Origin of the sequence: Rhodopirellula sp. MGV, from assembly GCF_002251265.1 — a bacterium.
Classification (GTDB): domain Bacteria; phylum Planctomycetota; class Planctomycetia; order Pirellulales; family Pirellulaceae; genus Stieleria; species Stieleria baltica_A.
On the sequence record NZ_NPDI01000027.1, the window covers coordinates 34,496 to 54,398 of the forward strand.

General features: G+C 55.8%; 17 protein-coding genes. 4 read left to right on the top strand and 13 right to left on the bottom strand.

Translation table 11 applies throughout. The annotated features are described in order from the left end of the window. Positions 1-25 precede the first annotated feature (25 nt). On the top strand, positions 26-709 hold the full coding sequence (locus tag CGZ80_RS08455; RefSeq protein ID WP_094413306.1) for a hypothetical protein: 684 nt from the start codon (positions 26-28) through the stop codon (positions 707-709). Here the strand turns inward: CGZ80_RS08455 and CGZ80_RS08460 are convergent, their stop codons facing one another. Both CGZ80_RS08460 and metG read right to left on the bottom strand, forming a co-directional pair. Beyond that, positions 710-1,504, bottom strand: a complete 795-nt coding sequence (locus CGZ80_RS08460) for an alpha/beta fold hydrolase (protein ID WP_094413308.1) — start codon at positions 1,502-1,504, stop codon at positions 710-712. Beyond that, positions 1,501-3,543, bottom strand: a complete 2,043-nt coding sequence (gene metG / locus CGZ80_RS08465; protein WP_094413310.1) for a methionine--tRNA ligase — start codon at positions 3,541-3,543, stop codon at positions 1,501-1,503. The genes CGZ80_RS08460 and metG overlap by 4 nt, the downstream gene beginning before the upstream one ends. 319 nt (positions 3,544-3,862) lie before the next feature. Between metG and CGZ80_RS08470 the strand changes: the two genes are divergently transcribed. Further along, positions 3,863-5,209, top strand: coding sequence for a trypsin-like peptidase domain-containing protein (locus tag CGZ80_RS08470; RefSeq protein ID WP_094413312.1), 1,347 nt, complete (start codon positions 3,863-3,865; stop codon positions 5,207-5,209). On the opposite strand, the gene CGZ80_RS08475 is transcribed toward CGZ80_RS08470, so the two are convergent. Then, on the bottom strand, positions 5,210-7,228 hold the full coding sequence (locus CGZ80_RS08475) for an ATP-dependent helicase (RefSeq protein ID WP_094413314.1): 2,019 nt from the start codon (positions 7,226-7,228) through the stop codon (positions 5,210-5,212). Positions 7,229-7,303: 75 nt separating this feature from the next. Between CGZ80_RS08475 and CGZ80_RS08480 the strand changes: the two genes are divergently transcribed. Further along, positions 7,304-8,608: an O-antigen ligase family protein gene (locus CGZ80_RS08480; RefSeq protein ID WP_158222610.1), complete on the top strand. Its 1,305-nt coding sequence runs from the start codon at positions 7,304-7,306 to the stop codon at positions 8,606-8,608. Here the strand turns inward: CGZ80_RS08480 and CGZ80_RS08485 are convergent. Further along, positions 8,583-9,620 carry a deoxyribonuclease I gene (locus CGZ80_RS08485; RefSeq protein ID WP_094413542.1) on the bottom strand — a complete coding sequence of 346 codons (1,038 nt, stop codon included), beginning with the start codon at positions 9,618-9,620 and terminating at the stop codon, positions 8,583-8,585. The two genes, CGZ80_RS08480 and CGZ80_RS08485, sit on opposite strands and share 26 nt — an antisense overlap. 456 nt (positions 9,621-10,076) lie before the next feature. Here CGZ80_RS08485 and folP point away from each other — a divergent pair, with 456 nt between their 5' ends. Continuing rightward, entirely contained in the window at positions 10,077-10,910 is an 834-nt protein-coding gene (folP, locus tag CGZ80_RS08495; RefSeq protein ID WP_233148307.1) for a dihydropteroate synthase, read from the top strand. Positions 10,911-10,929: 19 nt separating this feature from the next. On the opposite strand, the gene CGZ80_RS08500 is transcribed toward folP, so the two are convergent. The 9 genes from CGZ80_RS08500 to hpf form a co-directional block, all read right to left on the bottom strand. Further along, positions 10,930-11,880, bottom strand: coding sequence for a PmoA family protein (locus CGZ80_RS08500; protein WP_094413320.1), 951 nt, complete (start codon positions 11,878-11,880; stop codon positions 10,930-10,932). Between the two features lie 186 nt (positions 11,881-12,066). After that, on the bottom strand, positions 12,067-12,975 hold the full coding sequence (locus tag CGZ80_RS08505) for an Rpn family recombination-promoting nuclease/putative transposase (protein WP_094413322.1): 909 nt from the start codon (positions 12,973-12,975) through the stop codon (positions 12,067-12,069). Positions 12,976-13,085: 110 nt separating this feature from the next. Further along, the gene (sugE, locus tag CGZ80_RS08510) at positions 13,086-13,406 is read right to left on the bottom strand and encodes a quaternary ammonium compound efflux SMR transporter SugE (protein ID WP_094413324.1); all 321 of its coding nucleotides are present in this window, start codon (positions 13,404-13,406) and stop codon (positions 13,086-13,088) included. A gap of 224 nt (positions 13,407-13,630) precedes the next feature. Further along, positions 13,631-15,238, bottom strand: a complete 1,608-nt coding sequence (locus CGZ80_RS08515; protein WP_094413326.1) for a ribonuclease E/G — start codon at positions 15,236-15,238, stop codon at positions 13,631-13,633. Further along, positions 15,235-16,032, bottom strand: a complete 798-nt coding sequence (locus tag CGZ80_RS08520; RefSeq protein ID WP_094413328.1) for a TIGR03936 family radical SAM-associated protein — start codon at positions 16,030-16,032, stop codon at positions 15,235-15,237. Before CGZ80_RS08520 ends, CGZ80_RS08515 begins: the two co-directional genes overlap by 4 nt. Positions 16,033-16,042: 10 nt before the next feature. Continuing rightward, complete coding sequence (ptsP, locus tag CGZ80_RS08525; RefSeq protein ID WP_094413330.1) at positions 16,043-17,788, bottom strand: phosphoenolpyruvate--protein phosphotransferase; 1,746 nt, start codon at positions 17,786-17,788, stop codon at positions 16,043-16,045. Between the two features lie 417 nt (positions 17,789-18,205). Next, entirely contained in the window at positions 18,206-18,583 is a 378-nt protein-coding gene (locus CGZ80_RS08530; RefSeq protein WP_094413332.1) for an HPr family phosphocarrier protein, read from the bottom strand. Positions 18,584-18,733: 150 nt separating this feature from the next. Then, positions 18,734-19,213 (bottom strand): PTS sugar transporter subunit IIA, encoded by a 480-nt coding sequence (locus CGZ80_RS08535; RefSeq protein ID WP_094413334.1) that lies wholly within the window; start codon positions 19,211-19,213, stop codon positions 18,734-18,736. 65 nt (positions 19,214-19,278) lie between these two features. After that, complete coding sequence (gene hpf, locus CGZ80_RS08540; protein ID WP_094413546.1) at positions 19,279-19,626, bottom strand: ribosome hibernation-promoting factor, HPF/YfiA family; 348 nt, start codon at positions 19,624-19,626, stop codon at positions 19,279-19,281. Positions 19,627-19,903: the final 277 nt, after the last annotated feature.

Genomic DNA, 19,903 nt, shown 5'->3' on the forward strand with positions numbered 1-19,903 from the left:
GGTGACGGCTTAGCATCGCATCACCATGAACGCTCTCACGTATAAAAAATCGATGCTGCCACGCATTTTGCTCGCTTGCACGGCGACTCTGCTCTTACTCGGCCGACGCTGCAACGCCGAAATGGTCGCTTACTTGAGCGACGCCCGAGCGGTCAGTTCTCATCAATTCGCCAGCGATCTCGTGTTCCGCGCGACTGCGGATCACATTGGTGACGAACTAGAATTTGTCGAAATCGATCTCTCGCTCTCGACTGTGAGCGAAACGTCTCTGACGAATTTTTCGTTGGTCCAATTTGATGCCGCGTTCCCTTTCAGCGAATGGCAAGCAACTTCGTTCGGGCAGAACCCGGACTCGCCCTCGAGGCTGGTGATGGAGCCATTTTCGCCACCGGGGACCGACGTTTTCTCAATCGTCGATACGAATCCGTTTCTTATCGGAACGCTAACGTTCGACTTCAGTTCACTGGCGTTATCCGATGGCGACACGGTGCGACTGGATATCACTGGTATCGACGACGGAACCGAAGTCCGGACGACCGCGGTCAGCCTACGTTCAGCCGGTGAATCGACGCTTCTAGATTTGACCTATACCGATCCGAACGGCGGGCCGACGACGAGCTACACCATTACATCGATTCCTGAACCGGGCGTCTTGAGCATTGGGCTTTTCTTCAGCACCGGTGTGCTACTTCGCCGCCGTCGACGCTGATCAAGCCTTTGCGGATTGATCCCAAAGCCATCGAATACTTTCCGAGATCGATGGCAGGTGATCATCATTGATCAACCCAGCATGCCCGATGCCTTTCATTACGACGCGATGTTTGGGCGAGGACAGTAACTCGAATACTTCGTCCTGAAGCGCAAGTGGCACCAGTTCGTCGAGTTCGCTTTGCAGCATGACCACCGGCGTGATCACGTTTGGTGCGGTGTGCAGTAAATTCATTGACTCGGGCAAGCTGTCAGCGATCGCGTACGCCCATCGCCCCAGCGGATAACGGTCTGCCACACGTTTGACGGTCTCGATCAACGGCGGCGGGTTACGCAGCACCAGCCCGTCGATCCGGTCCCCGTACTTGCTGGTTAAATACGTTGCTGTCGCGCAGCCCAACGAATTTCCCGTCAACCAGATCGCGGTGCGTTCGGTATTCACTTGGTCGGCGAGGTGCAAAAAGAACGCTTCGGCCCGCTGGGCGATTCGTGATAACGATGCCTTGCCAGTCGAACCTCCGTACCCGGGTGCATTCCAGGTACAGCTACGCACATGAACGTGCGGAAGAACATTGCCAGGCCAGTCGGTCGCGCGTTCAGCGCGACCGGCGGTTCCGGGAAACTTGATGATCAAGAGGTCCGGCGTCTGCGCGGGACTGGGATCGCTGACGAAGTACTCGTCGCGATTTTCGTTCGACTCGAACCAATACCGCTGCTTTTGCCCAAAGTCCAATTGGTTGCGTGAAGGACGCAACACGAATCGGTCCAGGATTCGACGCCGGAGCTTGACGATCATGTCACGCGTTGGCCAGGCTGGGCCCCGTCATCGACGGACAGCAAAAAGATATCGCCGCCGCCAGGACCGGATGCACAAACCATCCCTTCGCTCAGCCCAAAACGCATCTTCCGTGGCTTCAAGTTGGCAACCATCACGACCAATCGCCCGACGATCGCTTCTGGGTCGTAGGCCGACTTGATACCCGCGAAGACTTGGCGAGTTTCGTCGCCGCCCAGACCCAGCGTCAGCTTCAGCAACTTGTTGGCTTCGGGCACGTGTTCGGCCGAAAGGATCCGTGCGACACGCAAGTCGACTTTGACGAAGTCGTCGATGGTGATTTCTTCTTCGATCGGCTTTTCTTTGATGAATTGGTCCGAATCGTTGAACTGCGAAGCCGCGGGTGCGTCGCTGTCCGCTTCGGCTTGGGATTTTCCTTCTTCGATCATCTTCTCTAAATCCTCGGGTTGGATACGTTCCATCATTCGTTTGAACTTTTCGACCGATGTGCCCAACAGCGGCGTTTGGCTTTGATCCCATGACGTGATCGGATCGTTCAACAACGCGGCGCACTTGTCGGCGAGCGTTGGTAAGACCGGTGAAAGGTAAATGGCCAACTGGCGGAACAGGTTCAGGGCCACGGTGACGACGTCGCGAAGTTCATCTTGGCGATCGGCGTCCTTTTTCATCTCCCACGGCTTGGCGTGTTCGACATAGGGATTGGCTGAATCAGCCAACTCCATGATCAATCGCATCGCACGGCTATAGTCACAAGCTTCATAGGCCTGTGCGATCTCTTTGCCCGCCGCGGCTGCCTTTTCGAAAAGCACGTCGTCGGGATAGGTTTCTGACAAACCGGTCAGTCCGGCGAACTTGCCAACGCGGCTGGCCAAGTTCACGACCTTCCCAACCAAGTCGCTGTTGACCTTGTCGACAAACTCCTGAATCCCCAAATCCAAGTCTTCGACTCTCGGGGTCAGCTTCGTTGCATAGTAGTAACGCAGGAAGTCTGGCTCGGCGTGTTTCAAATACGTTTCGGCGGTGATCAACGTCCCCTTGGACTTGCTCATCTTTTCGCCGTCGACATTCAAGAAACCGTGAATGTGAACTTTGGTCGGCAATTGGTAGCCAGCGGTGTGCAGCATCCCTGGCCAGAACAACGTGTGAAAGTACGTGATGTCCTTGCCGATGAAATGGTGGATCTCGGTCGATTCGCTGCGCCACCAATCGTCAAATGACTCGCCGTTCAACTTGCACCATTGCTCGGTCGACGAGATGTATCCGATCGGTGCGTCGAACCAAACGTACCAGTAGTTGCCGGGCGAATCAGGAATCTCGAAACCAAAGTAGGGCGCCGGCCGACTGATGTCCCAGTCGCGAAGCTCTTTGTCCTCGGCCAGGAAATAGCCTTTCAAGTAGTTCGCCGTTTCCTTTTGCAACGCATCGCCGTTTTCAATCCAGTCCGACAAAAATTCACGCAGCTTTTCGAGTTGCACGAACAAGTGCACTGCCGAGCGAATCTCGGGTGTCGCGCCACTGAGCGTGCTGACCGGGTCAATCAATTCGGTCGGCGAATACGTCGCGCCACAAACGCAGTTGTCACCGGGCTGGTCTTTGTGGCCGCTGACGGGACAAGTTCCTCGCACGAAACGGTCCGCCAAAAACGTCTCCGCCTCCGGGTCGTAAAGCTGCTCGATTAGCTTTTCGGTGACCAAGCCGTTTTCGCGGAGGGCTTTCCAGATGAAATGACACTGGCCGCGGTTCTCCTCGCTATGGGTGCTGCCATAGTGATCGAATTCGACATGAAAACCGTCGAAGTCGCGTTGGTGCTGACCGCTCATGTCCGCGATCAGCTCTTCCTCGCTGCGGCCCTCTTTTTTTGCACGGATCATGATCGCCGTGCCGTGCGTGTCGTCAGCGCAAATGTAGACACAGCGATTGCCGGCCAGACGCTGGTAACGCACCCAAATGTCGGTCTGGATGTACTCCACCAGGTGACCGATGTGAATCGGACCGTTCGCGTACGGCAGGGCACTGGTGACAAGGATTTGTCGGGTCATGGAATTGATAGTTGATTGGATCTTGGGCGTTCGACCGAAATTGATAGGCCGAAGCGGTATTTTGCTAGCAGCATCGAGGGCGAGGAATCGCAGCCACTTGGTTTTCAGTTGCGAATTGTACCGAACGTCGTGAAACTCGTAATCCCGCGTGTTTCACGCAGTTTCGCAGAGTCTGTCCCCGCATTGATCTTGTCGCGGACTGACACATCCTCGACAGTCCGATCGTCGCGGCAACGAGTGCCGGACGCAACCACCAGACTCGCGTGCGGCCAGGCCGGCTTGGATCGCGTGTCTGACTTTTCAAGTCGATGGAGTGACAATGTTGGACCTTACGATGTTCGGTCGCCTCTATGGGGCGACGGTCACGGCTCTTGTCGTTTTTATTTCCACCGTGATCGGGGCCAACTACGCTGCCGCGACGCCTGTGCTATTGGCGTTTAAGTCAGACAACTGCGGGCATTGCAAAGCGATGGAACCGGCGCTGCACCAGATGGAACTCAGCGGCACCCCGATCCGCCACATCGACATCAACCGTGAAAGCACACTTGCGCAGCACTACGGTGTCCGCCAAGTGCCAACCTTTGTCGTTTTGTCGGGCGGACGAGAATTAACTCGGCTCGTCGGCGCCCAATCTGTTGAAAAACTTCAGCAAGCTCTCCAGGCCGGCACTCGCACCCTGCTGCCGATCGAAACAAACTTGCATCAAGGGCAACTGCTCAACAGCCAACCGATCACGTCGCAACCATCTTTCGGGACGCAAACCGCGGCGGGTGCACAAAACAACGTTGCGCAAGCGGCATACAACGAACCGATGCCTAGCGTCGAGCGTGCGAGTGCCGTCGAACGAGCTCGCGCCGCCACCGTTCGCTTACGCGTCAAAGATGGGCATGGCTTTGGCGTCGGTACCGGAACGATTATTGACCGCCATGATGCGGAAGCACTCGTGTTGACCTGCGGCCACCTGTTCCGTGAAACCAAACTGCAATCACAAGTCGAAGTCGACTTGTTTGTCGGTGGCCAAGTTCGCACTGTACCAGGTCAAGTCGTCGACTATGACGCGGGCGACCGCGACATCGCTCTCGTCGCCATTCGACCTGGCTTTGAGATTGCCGTCGCTCCACTGATCAACGTCAACGAAACCCCGCAGAACGGGCAAGTCGTGTTCAGCTTCGGATGCGACCGTGGCGCCGATCCCTCACGACGCGATACCCGAATCACGGGCATCGACAAATACAACCCACAAATCAACGCGTCGAATATCGAAATCGCCGGGGCACCAATTGATGGTCGCAGCGGCGGCGGCCTGTTCGATGAACAAGGCCGTGTGATCGGTGTCTGCAACGCTGCCGACTACAACGACGATGTCGGAATCTATACCGGGCCTCGTAGCATCAGCTGGCAAATGGCACGAATCGGCATGTCACATCTGTGCAACGGACCATCTGCGGCACCTGTGCAACAGCCCGCTCATGGAATGATCGCCCAAACCAGCGGCATCTCGGTTCCTGAAGCCCCGTCGGTACCACAAACGCGTCTCGCCACGATCCCACAAGAGATGATTGTGATCATCCGTGATCCCAACCAACCGTCTGGCCAACGCGTGATCAACGTTCGCCAACCGACGGCCGAATTGATGAACCTGATCGAACGCAGTTCGAACTATTAATCAATCGCGATAAGACCTGATCGGCGAATCAAACGGATCCTCATCAAACGAATCCGTGTCGCCCAGCAAATGGGCCGGGACGTCTTCCAAGAAGTACGTCGTGCTTGCACCGGCCGCGGCGAAACCGCGATTGTGATATGGCACGTACGCACCTCGGTAACGTGTCGTCCCGGTAAGGATCAACTCGTTCTTGGCACGCGTCATTGCGACATACAAGACGCGGCGTTCTTCCTCTTCTTTGTCATCATCACCGATGCTGCGAGCGTGTGGGTAAGTTCCCGGCTGAACTCCGATCAAGTAACACACCGGTGACTCGGTGCCTTTGGCACTGTGAACGGTGATCAGCGTCACGACATCGGTGTTGTCGTCATTGGACGCTTCGCTTTCGGAGATTGGATCCAGCGTGTACGTTTCCAAAAACTCGCCAATGGTCGTGTGCTTCTCGGCGAGGCGTTCCAGCAATTTTAAGTCCTTCGATCGCCGATCCCAATCGTCGTACTTTTTTTCCAACAGCGGCGTCATTTTATCGACAGCTGCCGTGATGGCTTGTTTGGGTTTGTCACGCAGTTTCGCACACCCGCCATAGGCCTCTGCCAAACGGGGATTCGCTTTGGCACGCTGCGCAAGTTCGGCTTCGATCTTTTCCGCACCGCTGATCACCAACAGCTTGCCGATCATCGTCGCCGCCGACTTGTCGCCGATTCTTGGCCACAATGTCAGGTATCGCATCCAGGCCAACTGATCGGACGGATTGTCGACCACGCGCAGCAAGCTCAATAGGTCTTTCACGTGCGCGGACTGCAACAACTGAGTCCCGCCGATGAATCGATACGGGATATCTTTCATCACCAACGACGCTTCGATGTGTCTGGCACCAAACGCGGTCCGCGTCAGGATCATGTGTTGGTTCCACGCATCGCCGCCTTCGTGTCGGTCCAGCAAGTCATCCGTGATCCAGTCCGCTTCTTCCAAATCCTCGCCGAAATCGATCAGGCACGGTTTCACTCCCGCGCCACGCGACGCATGCAGCTTTTTGTTGTACCGAAGCGGCGACTGATCGAGCAGCCAATTCGACAGGTCCAAGATCTCCTGGTAACTGCGAAAGTTCTCTTCCAACCGCAGCACGGTTGCCCCTTCGATTCGTTCGGTGAAGGAATGCACGTTTTGGAAATCAGCACCGCGAAACGCATAGATACTCTGTGCGTCGTCGCCGACGCAGAACAGCTTGGCCGGATCACGCAGGCCGTCCAAGATCAACCACTGCAACGGGTTGGTGTCTTGCATCTCGTCGACCAAGACATGATCAAAGCGGCGTTTTAGCTTCTCACGCAGCACATTGTTCTGGTGCAGCCCTCGCGCGAACAAGTGCAGAATGTCGTCATAGTCAAAGTACCGGCAATCGCGTTTGCGTTTGCTGTAATCCTGTAGCACCGCCGAAATTCGCTCGATCAATTCTTCGTCGTGTTCGGTGAACTCCTTCAGGTACTCGGTGATCGTGCGGTTGGTGTTACGGGCGTAGGAATAGTAATTGGCCAGCTCCGCCGACTTTGGGAACTGCGCGTTTTTGCCCACCACTGTTCCGCGAGCCAGCTTCATGAGCTGCAGCTGGTCGTCACGGTCGATGATCGATAACGCGCCGCAACCAAACAGATCCGGCCAGCGGCGAAGGAATTGCAAACAGAAGTTGTGGAACGTTCCGGCGGACACCAATTTCGTGCCTTCGCCACTGTGCTCCATCATTCGCAACCGCATCTCTCGAGCGGCGCGGCGGGTGAAGGTCAACAGCAAGATCCGGCGTGGGTCGACTCCGCTTGAAATCAAATGGTCCACTCGAGCGACGATGGTGCTGGTTTTGCCCGTTCCTGCACCGGCCAAAACCAGAGCGTGCCCCCCGTCGAATTCGGCCGCTTGTCGCTGTTCGGCATTCAGTTGGTACGTTTTTGCTTCGTTTTGTCCCATCAGGATCCCATCAATTGGGTCGTATGAATCCGTCGAGTCGATTTTCGTGAATGGAATCACTCACCAGTTTAACGATCGTACCATCAGCGACTATCCTGAATGGAACTCCGCTTCACTGATGATCGCATCCAGCCGATGAACGCCTCTACTGACACCCCACCGATGACAGTCGGCGAGCATCTGCAGACCCGAATCCCCGTCGCGCCGGTCGCGATCGCGGTGATCGGGTTGTTGGCGGCACTGCTAAATCCGGTCCAGCCCGTCACCGAAGGACGCGTCAGCTCGACGAACCCAGTCTTGCTGCTCAAGCTGGCAACCGCAGCGAGCGCGTGGGTGATCACCGTCTGGAGCCTGCTTCGAAGCCACGCCACCAGACAAACAATTGCCACGACAGTTGGCATCGCATTGGCTACTTTGTCCGCGACAATGCTTGTCGCAGGCATCCTCTCACCGACATCTTCGCGGCTGATCAGTGTCGCTGCGGCATTGATCCTGATCGGATATTTGGGGTTCGTCACCGCCAGCTTGTCGGCAATCGGTTTCGGAACGCTGGCACGGGCCTTGGTCCTCGGCTTAGCGATGTATCTGGGGATCGCGTGGCTGATCTATTTGCTGTTTCCCTCTTTCGGTGAATTTCACGAATACGTCGACGCAACCACGACCGTCGCACGGATGGGCGGCGTTGCCCATCCCAACGCGATCGCTCACGAAGCGTCAACGGCAGTGTTGCTGGTGATCGCGTCGTTGTTCGGCACCACAGCAATCGATTTTAAAAATGACAGTCAAGTTCAATCGCGTTGGCGATTGTTTGATTCAGCCGTTCTCTGTTTGGCCGCGGCAACGCTGGTCGCCACACTGTCACGGACGGCGGTTCTAGCGACGGTCATCGCGTCAGCCATGATCCTGTTTGACCGCCTGTACTCGCGCAAAGGGATGTTACTTGCGAACCTCGGTTTAATCGCCGCACTAGCCGCGTTCTTGGTCTATGGACTTGCCAGCGGAAAGTCACCGCTCGATAGCGCCGTTTCAAAGGTGACCAAATCAGGCAACGTCGAAGAGCTGACTTCGTTGACCGGGCGGACGCGGATCTGGCAAGAAGCTCTCACGTTGATTGGCGAGCGTTGGTGGATCGGCTACGGAATGGACAGCGCCGCGACGGTGATGAGCCCGGAATCCGTCGGCACACATAACTTGATGTTTCACATACTGTTTTCTGGCGGGATCGTCGCGGGTGGCATCGTCGTGATGCTGCTGCTGATCACACTACAGATCGCGATTCGATCTCCCCAACCGCTATTTCGCGGGATTGCGACTTACGTGTTGGTTTCTGGACTTGTCGAAGACACGATTCTGCCGGCCTTTCCCGCCAGCCTTACCATGCTTTGGATGGCGATGCTGCTGTTGCACAGTCAAACTAGATCCCGCCTTCCCACGGTGTGAACTCACCAAACACAGGCAGATGACTGCTGATCGCTTCTGCCTCGCCAAGCGTCAAGTTGTACTGTCTGAGAAAATCGAATGGGCCGCCACGCCCGATAAACTCGTTCGTTCGATTGCGATCGACCAAGATATTTGAGGTTTGGTGGCGTCCAAAGATGTCAGTCGCGCTACTGCGGACTACAGCGACAACTTCATCGCCCATCGTACGTTTCAGCAAGTACGTGTCGTCTGCTTGAAACAACCCCATCATCACGACGTCATCTTCGTTCCGACCGTCTAAGCGGACCGACGAAAAGATACCAGGCAGCAATGCGACTTCGGCTGGTGCACGGGCCAAGTTGATTCGTACGTTGACCACGGAAAACGTCCAAGCAACTTGGTCTGGCGGTTCGGCCGCACGAAACCAAGCGACCATCGGATCGTAGGTCATCTGATTCTGAGGATCGGCAACCGTATAGGTTTGTGAACGGTCGATACGAACGCGATTCTTGTTGAAGAGAATTGCCAGTTGCTCGCTGCTGGTCGGCGGGCCGGTAATACCGCCGAGTACGAAGTCGTACGCGCCGTTTGTTCCTTCGTTCAGCTCATCGACCAATCGCGGTACCAAGTCGCGTTCGGCAGCCGTAATCTGCTGCAACGCGATGATGTCGTATTGTTGCAAGATTCGCATCACGCCTAAGCGGCATTGATCATTCGCGAACTTTGTGGGGCCAAAACCGCTGAGTGCCCATGAGGCGAGTTTGAGCGGATGGAGGTTCTTTGGCGGGACATCGGGCCGAGCGACAAACGAAGCTGGCTTGGCAGGTTTCCCCGCCGTGTCCATCGAGTTGACGAAGAAAAAATCGTCTAGGTCGGTTTCGGGTGATGGCGGCGGTGGGTCCGACTTGGGCTTGATTTCGAGATGATCCAGGCCCGCGATCTTGTAGTTCTGCGCGAAGTACAATCCGCCGCCGACCAGCAGACACATCGTCAACAGGACCAAGATGGGACTGGGTCGTCGAGTATCTTCCATCGTATGAAAAGGGTACGCGCTCATACCGGCTGACTACGGTTAGGGCCGGATGGAATGGTTGAAACAGCTTGGACCGGAGGGGCAGCAGCGACGATTTTCCGGCAGATGACGCACCGGTCCATTTTGGCGTGCTAGGCGTAATGCACACCTCGTCGGTTCTTCAATCGGCCATTCGCCGCCGAATTCCACGATCAAGTTTTCAACGCGACGGAGAGACAACCAAGACAGAACTCGCGAACGTCCTAACATGACGATCAAGTCGACTTTGACGAAACGCCAAGCCATTGCCACTGGCATTCTCGTTTGGAGACGCTCCGAAAATCAGGAGCCAGATCGCGGTGAAGGAGACAAGCGAATCGCAGATTTTGACGTTCGCACCCCTGTTTGGCATTCGATTCGATGAAACAATGCTCGGGCTGCCAACCGACCAAATCCCCTGAACCCTTTTGTTGCCCAATGTGGAATCTCGGCAAGCGTCATTTGTCGCTCGAACATCGCCCCTTGGTGATGGGCATCTTGAATGTCACGCCAGATAGCTTTTCTGACGGCGGCCAACACAACGGCGTCGAGCAGGCAATCGAAGTCGCAATGCAAATGGAACGCGATGGCGCGGACATCATCGACCTTGGGGGTGAAAGCACTCGGCCGTACAGCGATCCCGTCGCAACCGACGAAGAACTACGCCGGGTGATTCCCGTGATCAAAGGACTCGCCGAAAAGCTATCGATCCCCATCAGCATCGACACCAGCAAAGCTGTTGTTGCGAAAGCGGCGATCGATGCCGGCGCAGAGATCATCAACGATGTGACCGGACTGGAAGGCGATCCCGAAATGCTGGGCGTCGCAATCGCCAGTGATGTCGGCATCTGCGCGATGCACATGAAAGGCACGCCGCAAACCATGCAAGACGATCCGCAATACGGCGATGTTGTCGAAGAGATCTACGACTATTTGGTCAAACGATTGGAATCAATTGAGGCCGCCGGAATCGCTCGTGATCGAATTTGCTTGGACCCCGGAATCGGTTTTGGCAAAACACACCAACACAACATCACGTTACTACAACATACCGATCGCTTTTGCGAAATCGGCGTGCCGATTCTGATCGGTCACAGCCGCAAAGGTTTCATCGGCAAGCTGATCGGCGACAAAGAGGCCGATCGTGATGCCGGAACGCTTGGCGTTACCTTGGCCGTGGCAGCAGCCGGCGCGGACATCGTTCGGGTACACAATGTCCGCATGACGGTGGACGCGTTGAAGCTGTTTCAAACCGTCCGCTGCAATTCCTAGCCAAACCTTCTCGCAACGCTTAACGCGTAAAGGCTTCATACTGCTCGGCGACGTTGGCAGTGTCATGATCGCCAGGATGAAACAGATAACGATACTTGAACGTCATCGTTTCACCTGCCTTCAACGTCATGTCACCCGTACCGTCCGGCTTGCCTTCGAAGTCGTGAACGCCAAAGGGGTTTGCCGCGACCAAACCATAGTCGCGTGCGTGCCACCAAGTCGGATGGCGAGTGTTGCTGGGGTGATCAAAGACAGCAATGCCAACGGTATCCCCATCGATCTCGCCCCAGTAGTCGACCCATGCGGCGCGTTTGCCCCACATCGCCCCATCACGCACGCCTTCGCTGTTGATGCTATGTCCCGAGACGGTGTGATTTCCGTGGTTCGGCGACGCCTTTAGACGCAAGTTGGGATTGGTGCGAATCCCCATGGTGCCTTCTTTGGTGTCCCCGATACGCAGATCACCAGAACTTGCCACCCAGGTGACTTCGTAGTCGATATAACGAGCGTCACCGATGGTACCAAAGCTAATCTTGCGTTTGTCAGTACACACGGCTTCGCCATCAGCACTTTGCCAATCATTGGTGGTAAGGATCGAGTTGCCCTCGATTTCCAGCGACGTACAGACTTGCTTTCCGATGTTCTTCACCGGCTTGCCTTCTGTCTCTTCCATCCAAAAGCGAATTCCATTGACATCGTCGTGCGTGTACCAAATGGATTTGTGGTGTGGGTGATCGTTCGCTTCATTGGGCGTGCCTTCGACGATCGGATAGTCCCGTGTCATCGGCTTCTCGCCCGGCCCGAGAACTGGATACAGAATCGGTTTTGCGTATCCGGTGTAGCGATATTCGGTGAAAGGCTGGCCATCGATCGTGACAACAGCTTTCTTGCCATCGTCGACAATTTTCACTTCGCCCGCGATTGCGGCAAGCGGAACCATGGCGAACGCAAAAGCGAGAATTCGATTCATCGGAGTAAACGCGGGGATTGTGGATGGGAGGGGGAGAATGCGCAAGCGGTCCCTGCATTGTAGTCGACTTTTCAGGTTTGCGTTCAGCGAGCCTGAGCGCAAGAACGATGCCAGATGGAACGCCGATCGAACCGCACTGGGCTCTGATTGATTTGCACTAAAAGCACGAAGCTACAGACATTTTGATCAGCCGCGATCACGCAGTTGCTGTTTCAGGATCGCTTCCATCGCAGACAACTCTTCCAGCGTCTTGCAACGCAACTGCTCGACGGTCGATTCTTCAACGCCAGCAAGGGATTGCAGAACGCGAACACGTCCGATCGCCTGGCCACGAGCTTCGCCAATCGCTTGCCCACGAGCCTCTCCACGTGCCTCGCCACGCTCTTCTGCCGCTTCAAGTCGCGCCTGTTCGTCACGCTGCATTTTCAGACGTGATTCGTAGTACCGTCGTTCTTCGGGGTTTCTGGCGATCATTTCCAAGACTCCTATCGCTTCGGTAAACGCCGGATCGGGAAGTTTGTGGTGCAACTCCTCCGGAGTGGAGGTCGCGGCAAACTGAAAGAAATGCATCCACTGCCTAATGGAATCCGACGACAGTTCATTATCCTCGTCAGGAACGTACTTGGGCAACTCTAAAAGGTGGATTTGCAGGCAATCGGTGAGACGCTCTCCCGTCTTGGATCGCAATTGAAAATCGAGGTGCAGGCTCGCTGAGTCTTTAAAAAGAAACGCATCGAGAATGCAAATCCCAATGGAAGAGCGTAGATCGCGGTAACTATCGCCCTCACCAAGTTGTTCGACCAGCTGGCTGGCCGCGTAATAGGTGAGTCGCATTGCGAGTCCCGCCGGTAGCGTTGTCTGGATCTCGATGTCAATGAACCGCCCGTGATCGTCGGTCGCCAAGATGTCCAGAATCGACAGTTTGTCATCGTCATGACGCTTGTCAGCGATCGGATTAAGTATTTTTACATCCGTTATCTTCGGCTCTCCGCCAAGAACTGCGTTCAGGAAATGAATCGTGATCGCAGGGTGGTCCGGGCTACCAAGCAGCAACTTGCAGGCGAAGTCAACGCGTGGATCGATCCCGATGACCATGTTCACACTCCGTTCCGAAAGAGAAAAGTTGGCTCGAGAATTACCAACTGCCAATGTATCAAAAACAAGGAATCGCTTGAGAACTTGTCTTGGATCGTGCTTGGCGACGCCTACGCTGGGCTCGTCAATTTCAGCCCCACAATTCCAATCACGATCAACACGACAAACACCATTCGCAGCACGCTGGCCGGCTCACCAAACATGATCGCCCCCACAATCACCGTCCCCACCGTTCCGATCCCTACCCAAACGCCATAGGCCGTTCCGACCGGCAGTGTTTTCATCGAGACGCCCAGCAAACTGAAACTGATCAGCATTGCGGCGATCGTCCAGAGACTGGGAATCGGACGTGAAAAGCCGTCGGACAGTTTCAAACCAACTGCCCACACAATCTCGAAGAGTCCCGCTAGAACCAAAAGCAACCAAGCCATCCGAATCGCTCCTCCGTTTTCAGGGTCGTCCCTGAGAGTAATTGGAGCGGTGGGGTCGTCCCCACTTCCTGATCGAGAGTATCCGACACCGCAGAACGTTCACTGCAACGGCGGTGATTAAGCATAAACACCCGTTTTTGGCAGTGCAAAACGGGTGTCGTGTTCTATTGGTAAGTCGCTGCACCTTCTGCGAGATACATGCAGCCAAAAGGGCAAACAGATGGCTAGGAATCGATTTCGACGCGTTCGCCTTGAGAATCGCGGCAATCCATTTCCAAGTGCTCGGGATACAAGCCTTCGCTGCCAAGAATTTGCACGGTCATTTTGCCGGCATCTTCCATTTCCATCACACTGCGACGTTTCTGGTTATTCAGATGTGCGGCGACGGCATCATTGACGCGGATGGTAACGCGTTGAATGTGCTCGTTCTTGACCGCCAACGCCAGCATGCGGACGACTTCGATCGACATGCTCTCGGCGGTCTTGACCAAGCCGCGACCTTCGCAGCACGGACAGTCCTGATAGATGCTACGTTTCAAGCTCGGGCGGATTCGCTGACGGGTCATCTCGACCAAACCGAACGGACTAGTCCGCAGAATCTTGGTTCGGGCTCGATCGTTCTTCATCGCGTCACGCAACGCTCGCTCGACTTTACGTCGATGGCTTTCTTTACGCATGTCGATAAAGTCGTTGACGATCACGCCACCAAGGTCACGCAGGCGAAGTTGGCGCGCGATCTCTTTTGCCGCAGCCAAGTTCAAGCGGAATGCGTTCTCTTCAGCCGATTCTTCGCCGCCACGGAAATTTCCGCTGTTGACGTCGATCGCCACCAACGCTTCCGTCGGGTCGATCACAATCGAACCGCCGTTGGGCAGTTTGACTTGGCGTTGATGGATCTTGATGATCTCGCGTTCCAACTTGTAGCGATGGAACAGCGGCTCGGCACCGTCATAGAGTTTCAAACGGTCGACGACGCGAGGCATGACCATTTTCAAAAAGTCACGCGCGTTTTCGAACGACTGTTTTTCGTCGATCAAGATCTGATCGATATCGTCGCTGTAAATATCGCGGATCGTCTTGATGATCAGATCGCTCTCTTCGTACAGCACGCCAGGACCGCTATCGCTTTTGACGCGACGAACGATCGTCTTCCACAACCGGATCAAGTAATCCATGTCGCGGCCGAGCTCTTTTTCGCTGCGTCCGGCACCGGCGGTTCGAACGATGAACCCGAGACCTTTTGGCGGGTTCAGCGACAACAAGCAACGACGCAAACGCTTTCGGTCGTCTTCGTCTTCGATCTTGCGGCTGACACCAACACGTTCGAGCGCGGGCATCAGCACCAGGTAACGACCTGGGATCGAGATGTACGTGCTAAGTGTTGGCCCTTTGGTTCCGATGCCTTCTTTGATCACTTGGACCAAGACTTCGTCACCGCGTTTGAAGATCTCTTGGATCGGCGGTTTGATGCGAGGGCGTCCACCTTTGAAAGCCCGTTTCGATCCACGACCTGATTCTCGCGCTCGCTTGGCTGCCGCTTCGGCCATCTCGTCAGATTCGCGTTTGATCTCTTCGGGATCGTAACCGCCCTGACGAAAATACTGTGGCTCGACGTCGCTGATATGCAAAAAGCCGTTGCGGCCGACGCCAAAATCTACGAACGCGGCTTGGATACTCGGTTCCAGGTTGACGATTTTTCCACGATAGATGTTGCCCGCGTATGCTTCGACGCTCTTACGTTCAACGTAAAGTTCTTCGAGTTTTCCATCGTGCAAAATTGCGATGCGGCTCTCCTCGGGCTGGAGCACGTTCATCAACATTTCTCGTTTCATTTAGGCACCTCTTCGGTGGTTTCGCCTGCTTGGGGCGTGATGTTTGCAGATGCGAATGTATTGGGATCGGCGGGCGTGACTTCAGAAGCCAAGACCACCTCTGTTCGAATGATTTGCGAACCGGCAGCGATCCAATCGGAGAGCCCGATTAGGTCCATCACATCGGTAGGCTTCAACGTCGCCGCGTCTAATGCGGCGAGCGATAATTCGAGATTGTCGCTGAACGCCAGCGACAACACTTGGTCGGAGACACGAACCGTCAGCGGCTTCTTCTTGCGAGTCACCGTGACAGATTCTTGATTCAGAAATTCATCGATGCGGGCGTGGATTGCGGCCTCGTCGACGTCGCATTCCCCAAGATCTGGGTCGGGGCGCGAAATGATGTAATCGGTTTTGACCAGCTTGGCTTTGCCCGAACCCTCGGGCATCAATTGGACGCTTTTGATCTCCAATCCCGGTTGGTGATCGCTTCGCAATCGCGTCAGCAATTCTTGAGCGTCCAGCGACTCGGCCAGTTCAAGCTCGACGACTTCGTCCAAGCCGCTGATTCCAAGTGCGAGTGCCGATGGAAAGCTGATCCGTGGCTTGGGGTGAAAGCCTTCGGTCATCGAAAGTTTTAATTGGGCACGGCGCAGCAACCGTTCCCACAATCTTGCCAAATCTCGGTGACTCGTCCAACGCAACAAGCCGGTCTTGGCGAACCGAATTCGATAACGTAATCGCAATGGCGACGACGCTTCCGTCGGCTCAGCTTGCGAGTCATTGTCTTGGAGATTCGATTCAGAAGAGGTCATCAATTTCGGATTAGGTAACGATCAACTCGGGAACATATTCACCCAGTCGATCCAAAAGATAGAGATCTACATCGCGAGCCGCTTCCAATTGCATCACCCGGTTCGCGATCTCAATGCACTGATCGATCGAAACGGAGCGGATCGCTTTCTTGACTCGTAGCAACGAAGAAGGCGGCACACTCAAATGCCGGACACCCATCCCCAGCAGCAACAAAGCGCGGGCGGGGTTACTGCTCATCTCGCCACAAATCGAAAGTGGTTTGTCAAATTGTTCGGCGACCTCCACGCATCGCGCGATCAAACGCAACACGGCTGGGTCGCTGGACTGATAAAGGTCGGCAACGTTTTCATTGCTACGATCGACCGCCAAGGTGTACTGGGCCAAATCGTTTGTGCCGATCGACAAGAAATCGACCTCAGGCGCAAAACGCTCCAGCATCATGACGGCCGCCGGAACCTCGACCATCATGCCGACCGGAATGTTACTGCGGTGTGGTATCCCCGCATCGACCAAATCTTCGGCGACAACGTTCAACAGCATCCTGGCCTGACGATACTCGGCCAAGGTGGTGATCAATGGAAACATGACTCGCACGTCACCATGGATCGCCGCGCGCAAGATCGCGCGCAATTGAGGGCGAAACAGGTCCAAGTTGCGCAGCGACAATCGAATACTGCGCAGGCCCAAGAACGGATTGTGTTCGTGTTCGGCCATCGGACGATGGCCCATTTTGTCAGCGCCCAAATCCAACGTGCGGATGACCACGGGACGGCCTTCCATTTCTCGGATCACCCGACTGTAGGCCTGGTAGTGATCTTCTTCGCTAGGTTCTTCGTGACTGGCCAGGTACAGGAACTCGGTGCGGTACAAACCGATGCCATCGGCGCCGCGTTCGATACAGGTTGACGTTTCGTGCGGAAATTCGATGTTGGCACTCAGCCGCAGCGGCGTGCCGTCAATCGTCTCGGCAGGCAGATCGCGCAGTTCCGACAAACGCGCCGTCAGCGATCGTCGATCTTTGAGCTTCTTGCGGTAATACGCGATCGTTTCGGCATCAGGGTTGATAATCACCCGGCCGCGATCGCCATCGACAATCACATTGCAGTGGTCACCGACCTGATCCAAGAAGCTTCCGATGCCGACCACCGCAGGCAGTTCCAAACCTTTGGCGACGATTGCAGTGTGACCGCCCGGCCCGCCGGTTTCGGTGCAAAACGCGCGGACGTAATTGCGGTCCAAGTTCGCGGTTTCACTGGGCGTCAGGACATGGGACAGCACGATGACGGGTTCCGACAGATCCGAAAGCGGCCCCGCGGAGACTGCGCCCAAGCACATCAACAACTGCTTTTCGATATCCAGCACATCGTCGGCGCGGTCAGCCAACAGGGGACTATCGACGCGGCGGATCGCGGCAGCATAGTTGTGCAGAACGCGACTAACGGCATAGGCCGCCGACTGGCGTTCTTCGCGGATACGACGCCGCAATTCGGCCTGCAAACGCGGGTCATGAAGCATCTGCAGCTGCGCAGCAAAGATATCGCCGGTGTGTTCGCCGGCGACGGCAGAGGTTTCCAAGCGATTCGCTTCGAGACCCGTCGACACCTTATCGACCGCCTCGCGCAGACGCGCGAATTCCGCGTCCACCTCATCGGCGGCTAACAGGGTACGAGGGATTCGGTAACCGGCAGCGTCCAGCACTAGGGCTGGGCCGATTGCGACCCCTGGTGAAACGGGGATGCCTTGCAGTTCGACCATCGTGGGCCGATGGTTCGGTGATCACCTGCCGGGGCAAGCCAACGCTGGCGTTCACGTCGACACCCATGCAACGAATTCGCTTCCACGAACACCCCTCCAGGATCGCCATCAGAGCCATGCTTGAAGCCTGGCCGTGGGAGCGAACTGGAGCCGCCCGGCGCACCGGTCGGCAGAGTCAGGTGAGTGGAATTGTTCGCGATCATGCGCACAGGCCTCGTGACTGACAGTCATTTAGCCAAGGCAGGCTGGACCGATCCATCGATTAAATGTGTGTACGGATAGTTTTAACAACGGTGCCGACGTCGGACGTCGGCGGGCGACTCGGATGGGATGTTCGAGTCTTTCAAACCAAGTCTTGTCTTATCAGTTTTGTGTTTTGTTTACCGGGCGAAACCAAACCGGCGGAGCAATGCTGCGTCACGCCGAAGGTGTCGAGTCGGTCTGTCCGACGCTCTCGGCGGACTCACTACTGTCGCCGGGTTCATTGCGGTCGGAATTATTGTCGGCAACATCTTCGTCGCCCATTTCGTCGAAGCCTCGCAAAAACAGCTGCTCGATGGAATCGATCGCCGCTTCGGCGTCATCGCCTTCAACTCGTAGCGAAAGCTCGGTCCCGCAAGCGGCACCGAGGGTCAACAACGACAGGATACTTTTACAATCGACGGCCTCGCCCCCACGGCTAATCAAAATGCTAGACGTGTACTGATTTGCCATCCGGACCAACATGTCAGCGGGTCGCGCATGGAGCCCTTGAGGGTTGCGGACAACGACGGTTCGGCTGTGCGCCTTGGACATGCGGCAGGTAAGGACGAAGTGCGTGGGGCGAATTGCGGATTGTCAAATCATGCTTCGGAGAAACAGAGCGTTTCCCTGAAGCGGGACGCGGCTGACAAGTCAATTCATTGTCAGCCGCTGTGTGTCGGCCGGTCGAACCGGCCAGTCAGCTCAGCCGGTGGCGAACTGGTTATCGTCGGCTTCTTGCAGCAGCTGCGAGATGTCGTCGGCCGTCTTGCTTTGCTTCAAAAAGCGGCAGAACGTTTCGTCGCGGAGTTGGCGAGAAATATTTTCGAGCGCCCGAAGGTGATCGCCGGGGCGTTCTGGAGGGCTAATCAGCAGGAAAAACAACTGGACGCGTTCGCCATCGAGCGAGTCGAAGTCGACGCCCTCTTCGCTGACACCAACCGTTCCGACCAACTTCTGCACGCTAGGGTGCTTGGTGTGAGGAACGGCGACGCCACGACCGATACCAGTCGATCCCAGCTCTTCGCGTTTCATGATCGCGGCGATGATGTCTTCGCGTTGATCCGCGTCGATTTCGCCAGCTTCCAGAAGACTTCCGACAAGCTCTTCAATCGCTTGCTCTTTTGTCTTGGCCTGGAGTTCCGCCTTGATCGACGGTGTTGAGATGAAATCTGCAAACTTCATGGGTGTGGATTATTGATTTGAGTGGGTGGTACTTCCCCACACGGATTTCGAATGTCGGGCCCCAATCAGGACTCGGCTTCGTCCGGCGTGGGAGCCTCGATGTGTTTGTGTCCGGTGGCTCGATGACCGGTCATTTTTTCTTTGACCCGGCGAAGCTGTTGCTCCACCTTCGGGATTGCCATATCCAGCGCTGCAATCACAGTGTTGGCATCCGCGTGCGAAACGCACTCCCCGGCATGTTCGATCGAGACTTGAATTTCGACGACAGGTTTGTCGGTGTGCTCCAGATCCACGGTCACTTCAATGGCGTTGATCCGGTCGTTCAACCGCCTTAGCTTCGTGGCCTTTTCTTCAATTAACTCTTGGTCACCAGGCTGAAGATTGCCGTGGCGTGCCGAGACACTTACCTGCATCGTTGCTTCTCTCCGATCGATGTTATTCGACTCCACGCTCGTCTCGCCGACAGATTTCTCGGCCTCGAATGCCAAAAAATGGTGTGCAACGACCAAAAATCGCGCTCATCACACGAACGGCCCAGCACACCGCGCCAGCGTGGAATACTCCTGATATCCGGCAAGCATACGCGACAATTGCGTCCGCGGGTAGCGATCATTTTGCAAGATAGCCCACCCGGGTGGGTCCGATAGACGCCATTGCCCCTCCCAGCGAGTGAGTCGGCTACAAAACTTG

Bases quoted from the DNA above. Each gene is read 5' to 3' on its own strand.
- CGZ80_RS08455 (WP_094413306.1), top strand. From the start codon at position 26: ATGAACGCTCTCACGTATAAAAAATCGATGCTGCCACGCATTTTGCTC.
- CGZ80_RS08460 (WP_094413308.1), bottom strand. From the start codon at position 1,504: ATGATCGTCAAGCTCCGGCGTCGAATCCTGGACCGATTCGTGTTGCGT.
- metG (WP_094413310.1), bottom strand. From the start codon at position 3,543: ATGACCCGACAAATCCTTGTCACCAGTGCCCTGCCGTACGCGAACGGT.
- CGZ80_RS08470 (WP_094413312.1), top strand. From the start codon at position 3,863: ATGTTGGACCTTACGATGTTCGGTCGCCTCTATGGGGCGACGGTCACG.
- CGZ80_RS08480 (WP_158222610.1), top strand. From the start codon at position 7,304: ATGAACGCCTCTACTGACACCCCACCGATGACAGTCGGCGAGCATCTG.
- CGZ80_RS08485 (WP_094413542.1), bottom strand. From the start codon at position 9,620: ATGGAAGATACTCGACGACCCAGTCCCATCTTGGTCCTGTTGACGATG.
- folP (WP_233148307.1), top strand. From the start codon at position 10,077: ATGTGGAATCTCGGCAAGCGTCATTTGTCGCTCGAACATCGCCCCTTG.
- CGZ80_RS08500 (WP_094413320.1), bottom strand. From the start codon at position 11,880: ATGAATCGAATTCTCGCTTTTGCGTTCGCCATGGTTCCGCTTGCCGCA.
- CGZ80_RS08505 (WP_094413322.1), bottom strand. From the start codon at position 12,975: ATGGTCATCGGGATCGATCCACGCGTTGACTTCGCCTGCAAGTTGCTG.
- sugE (WP_094413324.1), bottom strand. From the start codon at position 13,406: ATGGCTTGGTTGCTTTTGGTTCTAGCGGGACTCTTCGAGATTGTGTGG.
- CGZ80_RS08515 (WP_094413326.1), bottom strand. From the start codon at position 15,238: ATGAAACGAGAAATGTTGATGAACGTGCTCCAGCCCGAGGAGAGCCGC.
- CGZ80_RS08520 (WP_094413328.1), bottom strand. From the start codon at position 16,032: ATGACCTCTTCTGAATCGAATCTCCAAGACAATGACTCGCAAGCTGAG.
- ptsP (WP_094413330.1), bottom strand. From the start codon at position 17,788: ATGGTCGAACTGCAAGGCATCCCCGTTTCACCAGGGGTCGCAATCGGC.
- CGZ80_RS08530 (WP_094413332.1), bottom strand. From the start codon at position 18,583: ATGTCCAAGGCGCACAGCCGAACCGTCGTTGTCCGCAACCCTCAAGGG.
- CGZ80_RS08535 (WP_094413334.1), bottom strand. From the start codon at position 19,213: ATGAAGTTTGCAGATTTCATCTCAACACCGTCGATCAAGGCGGAACTC.
- hpf (WP_094413546.1), bottom strand. From the start codon at position 19,626: ATGCAGGTAAGTGTCTCGGCACGCCACGGCAATCTTCAGCCTGGTGAC.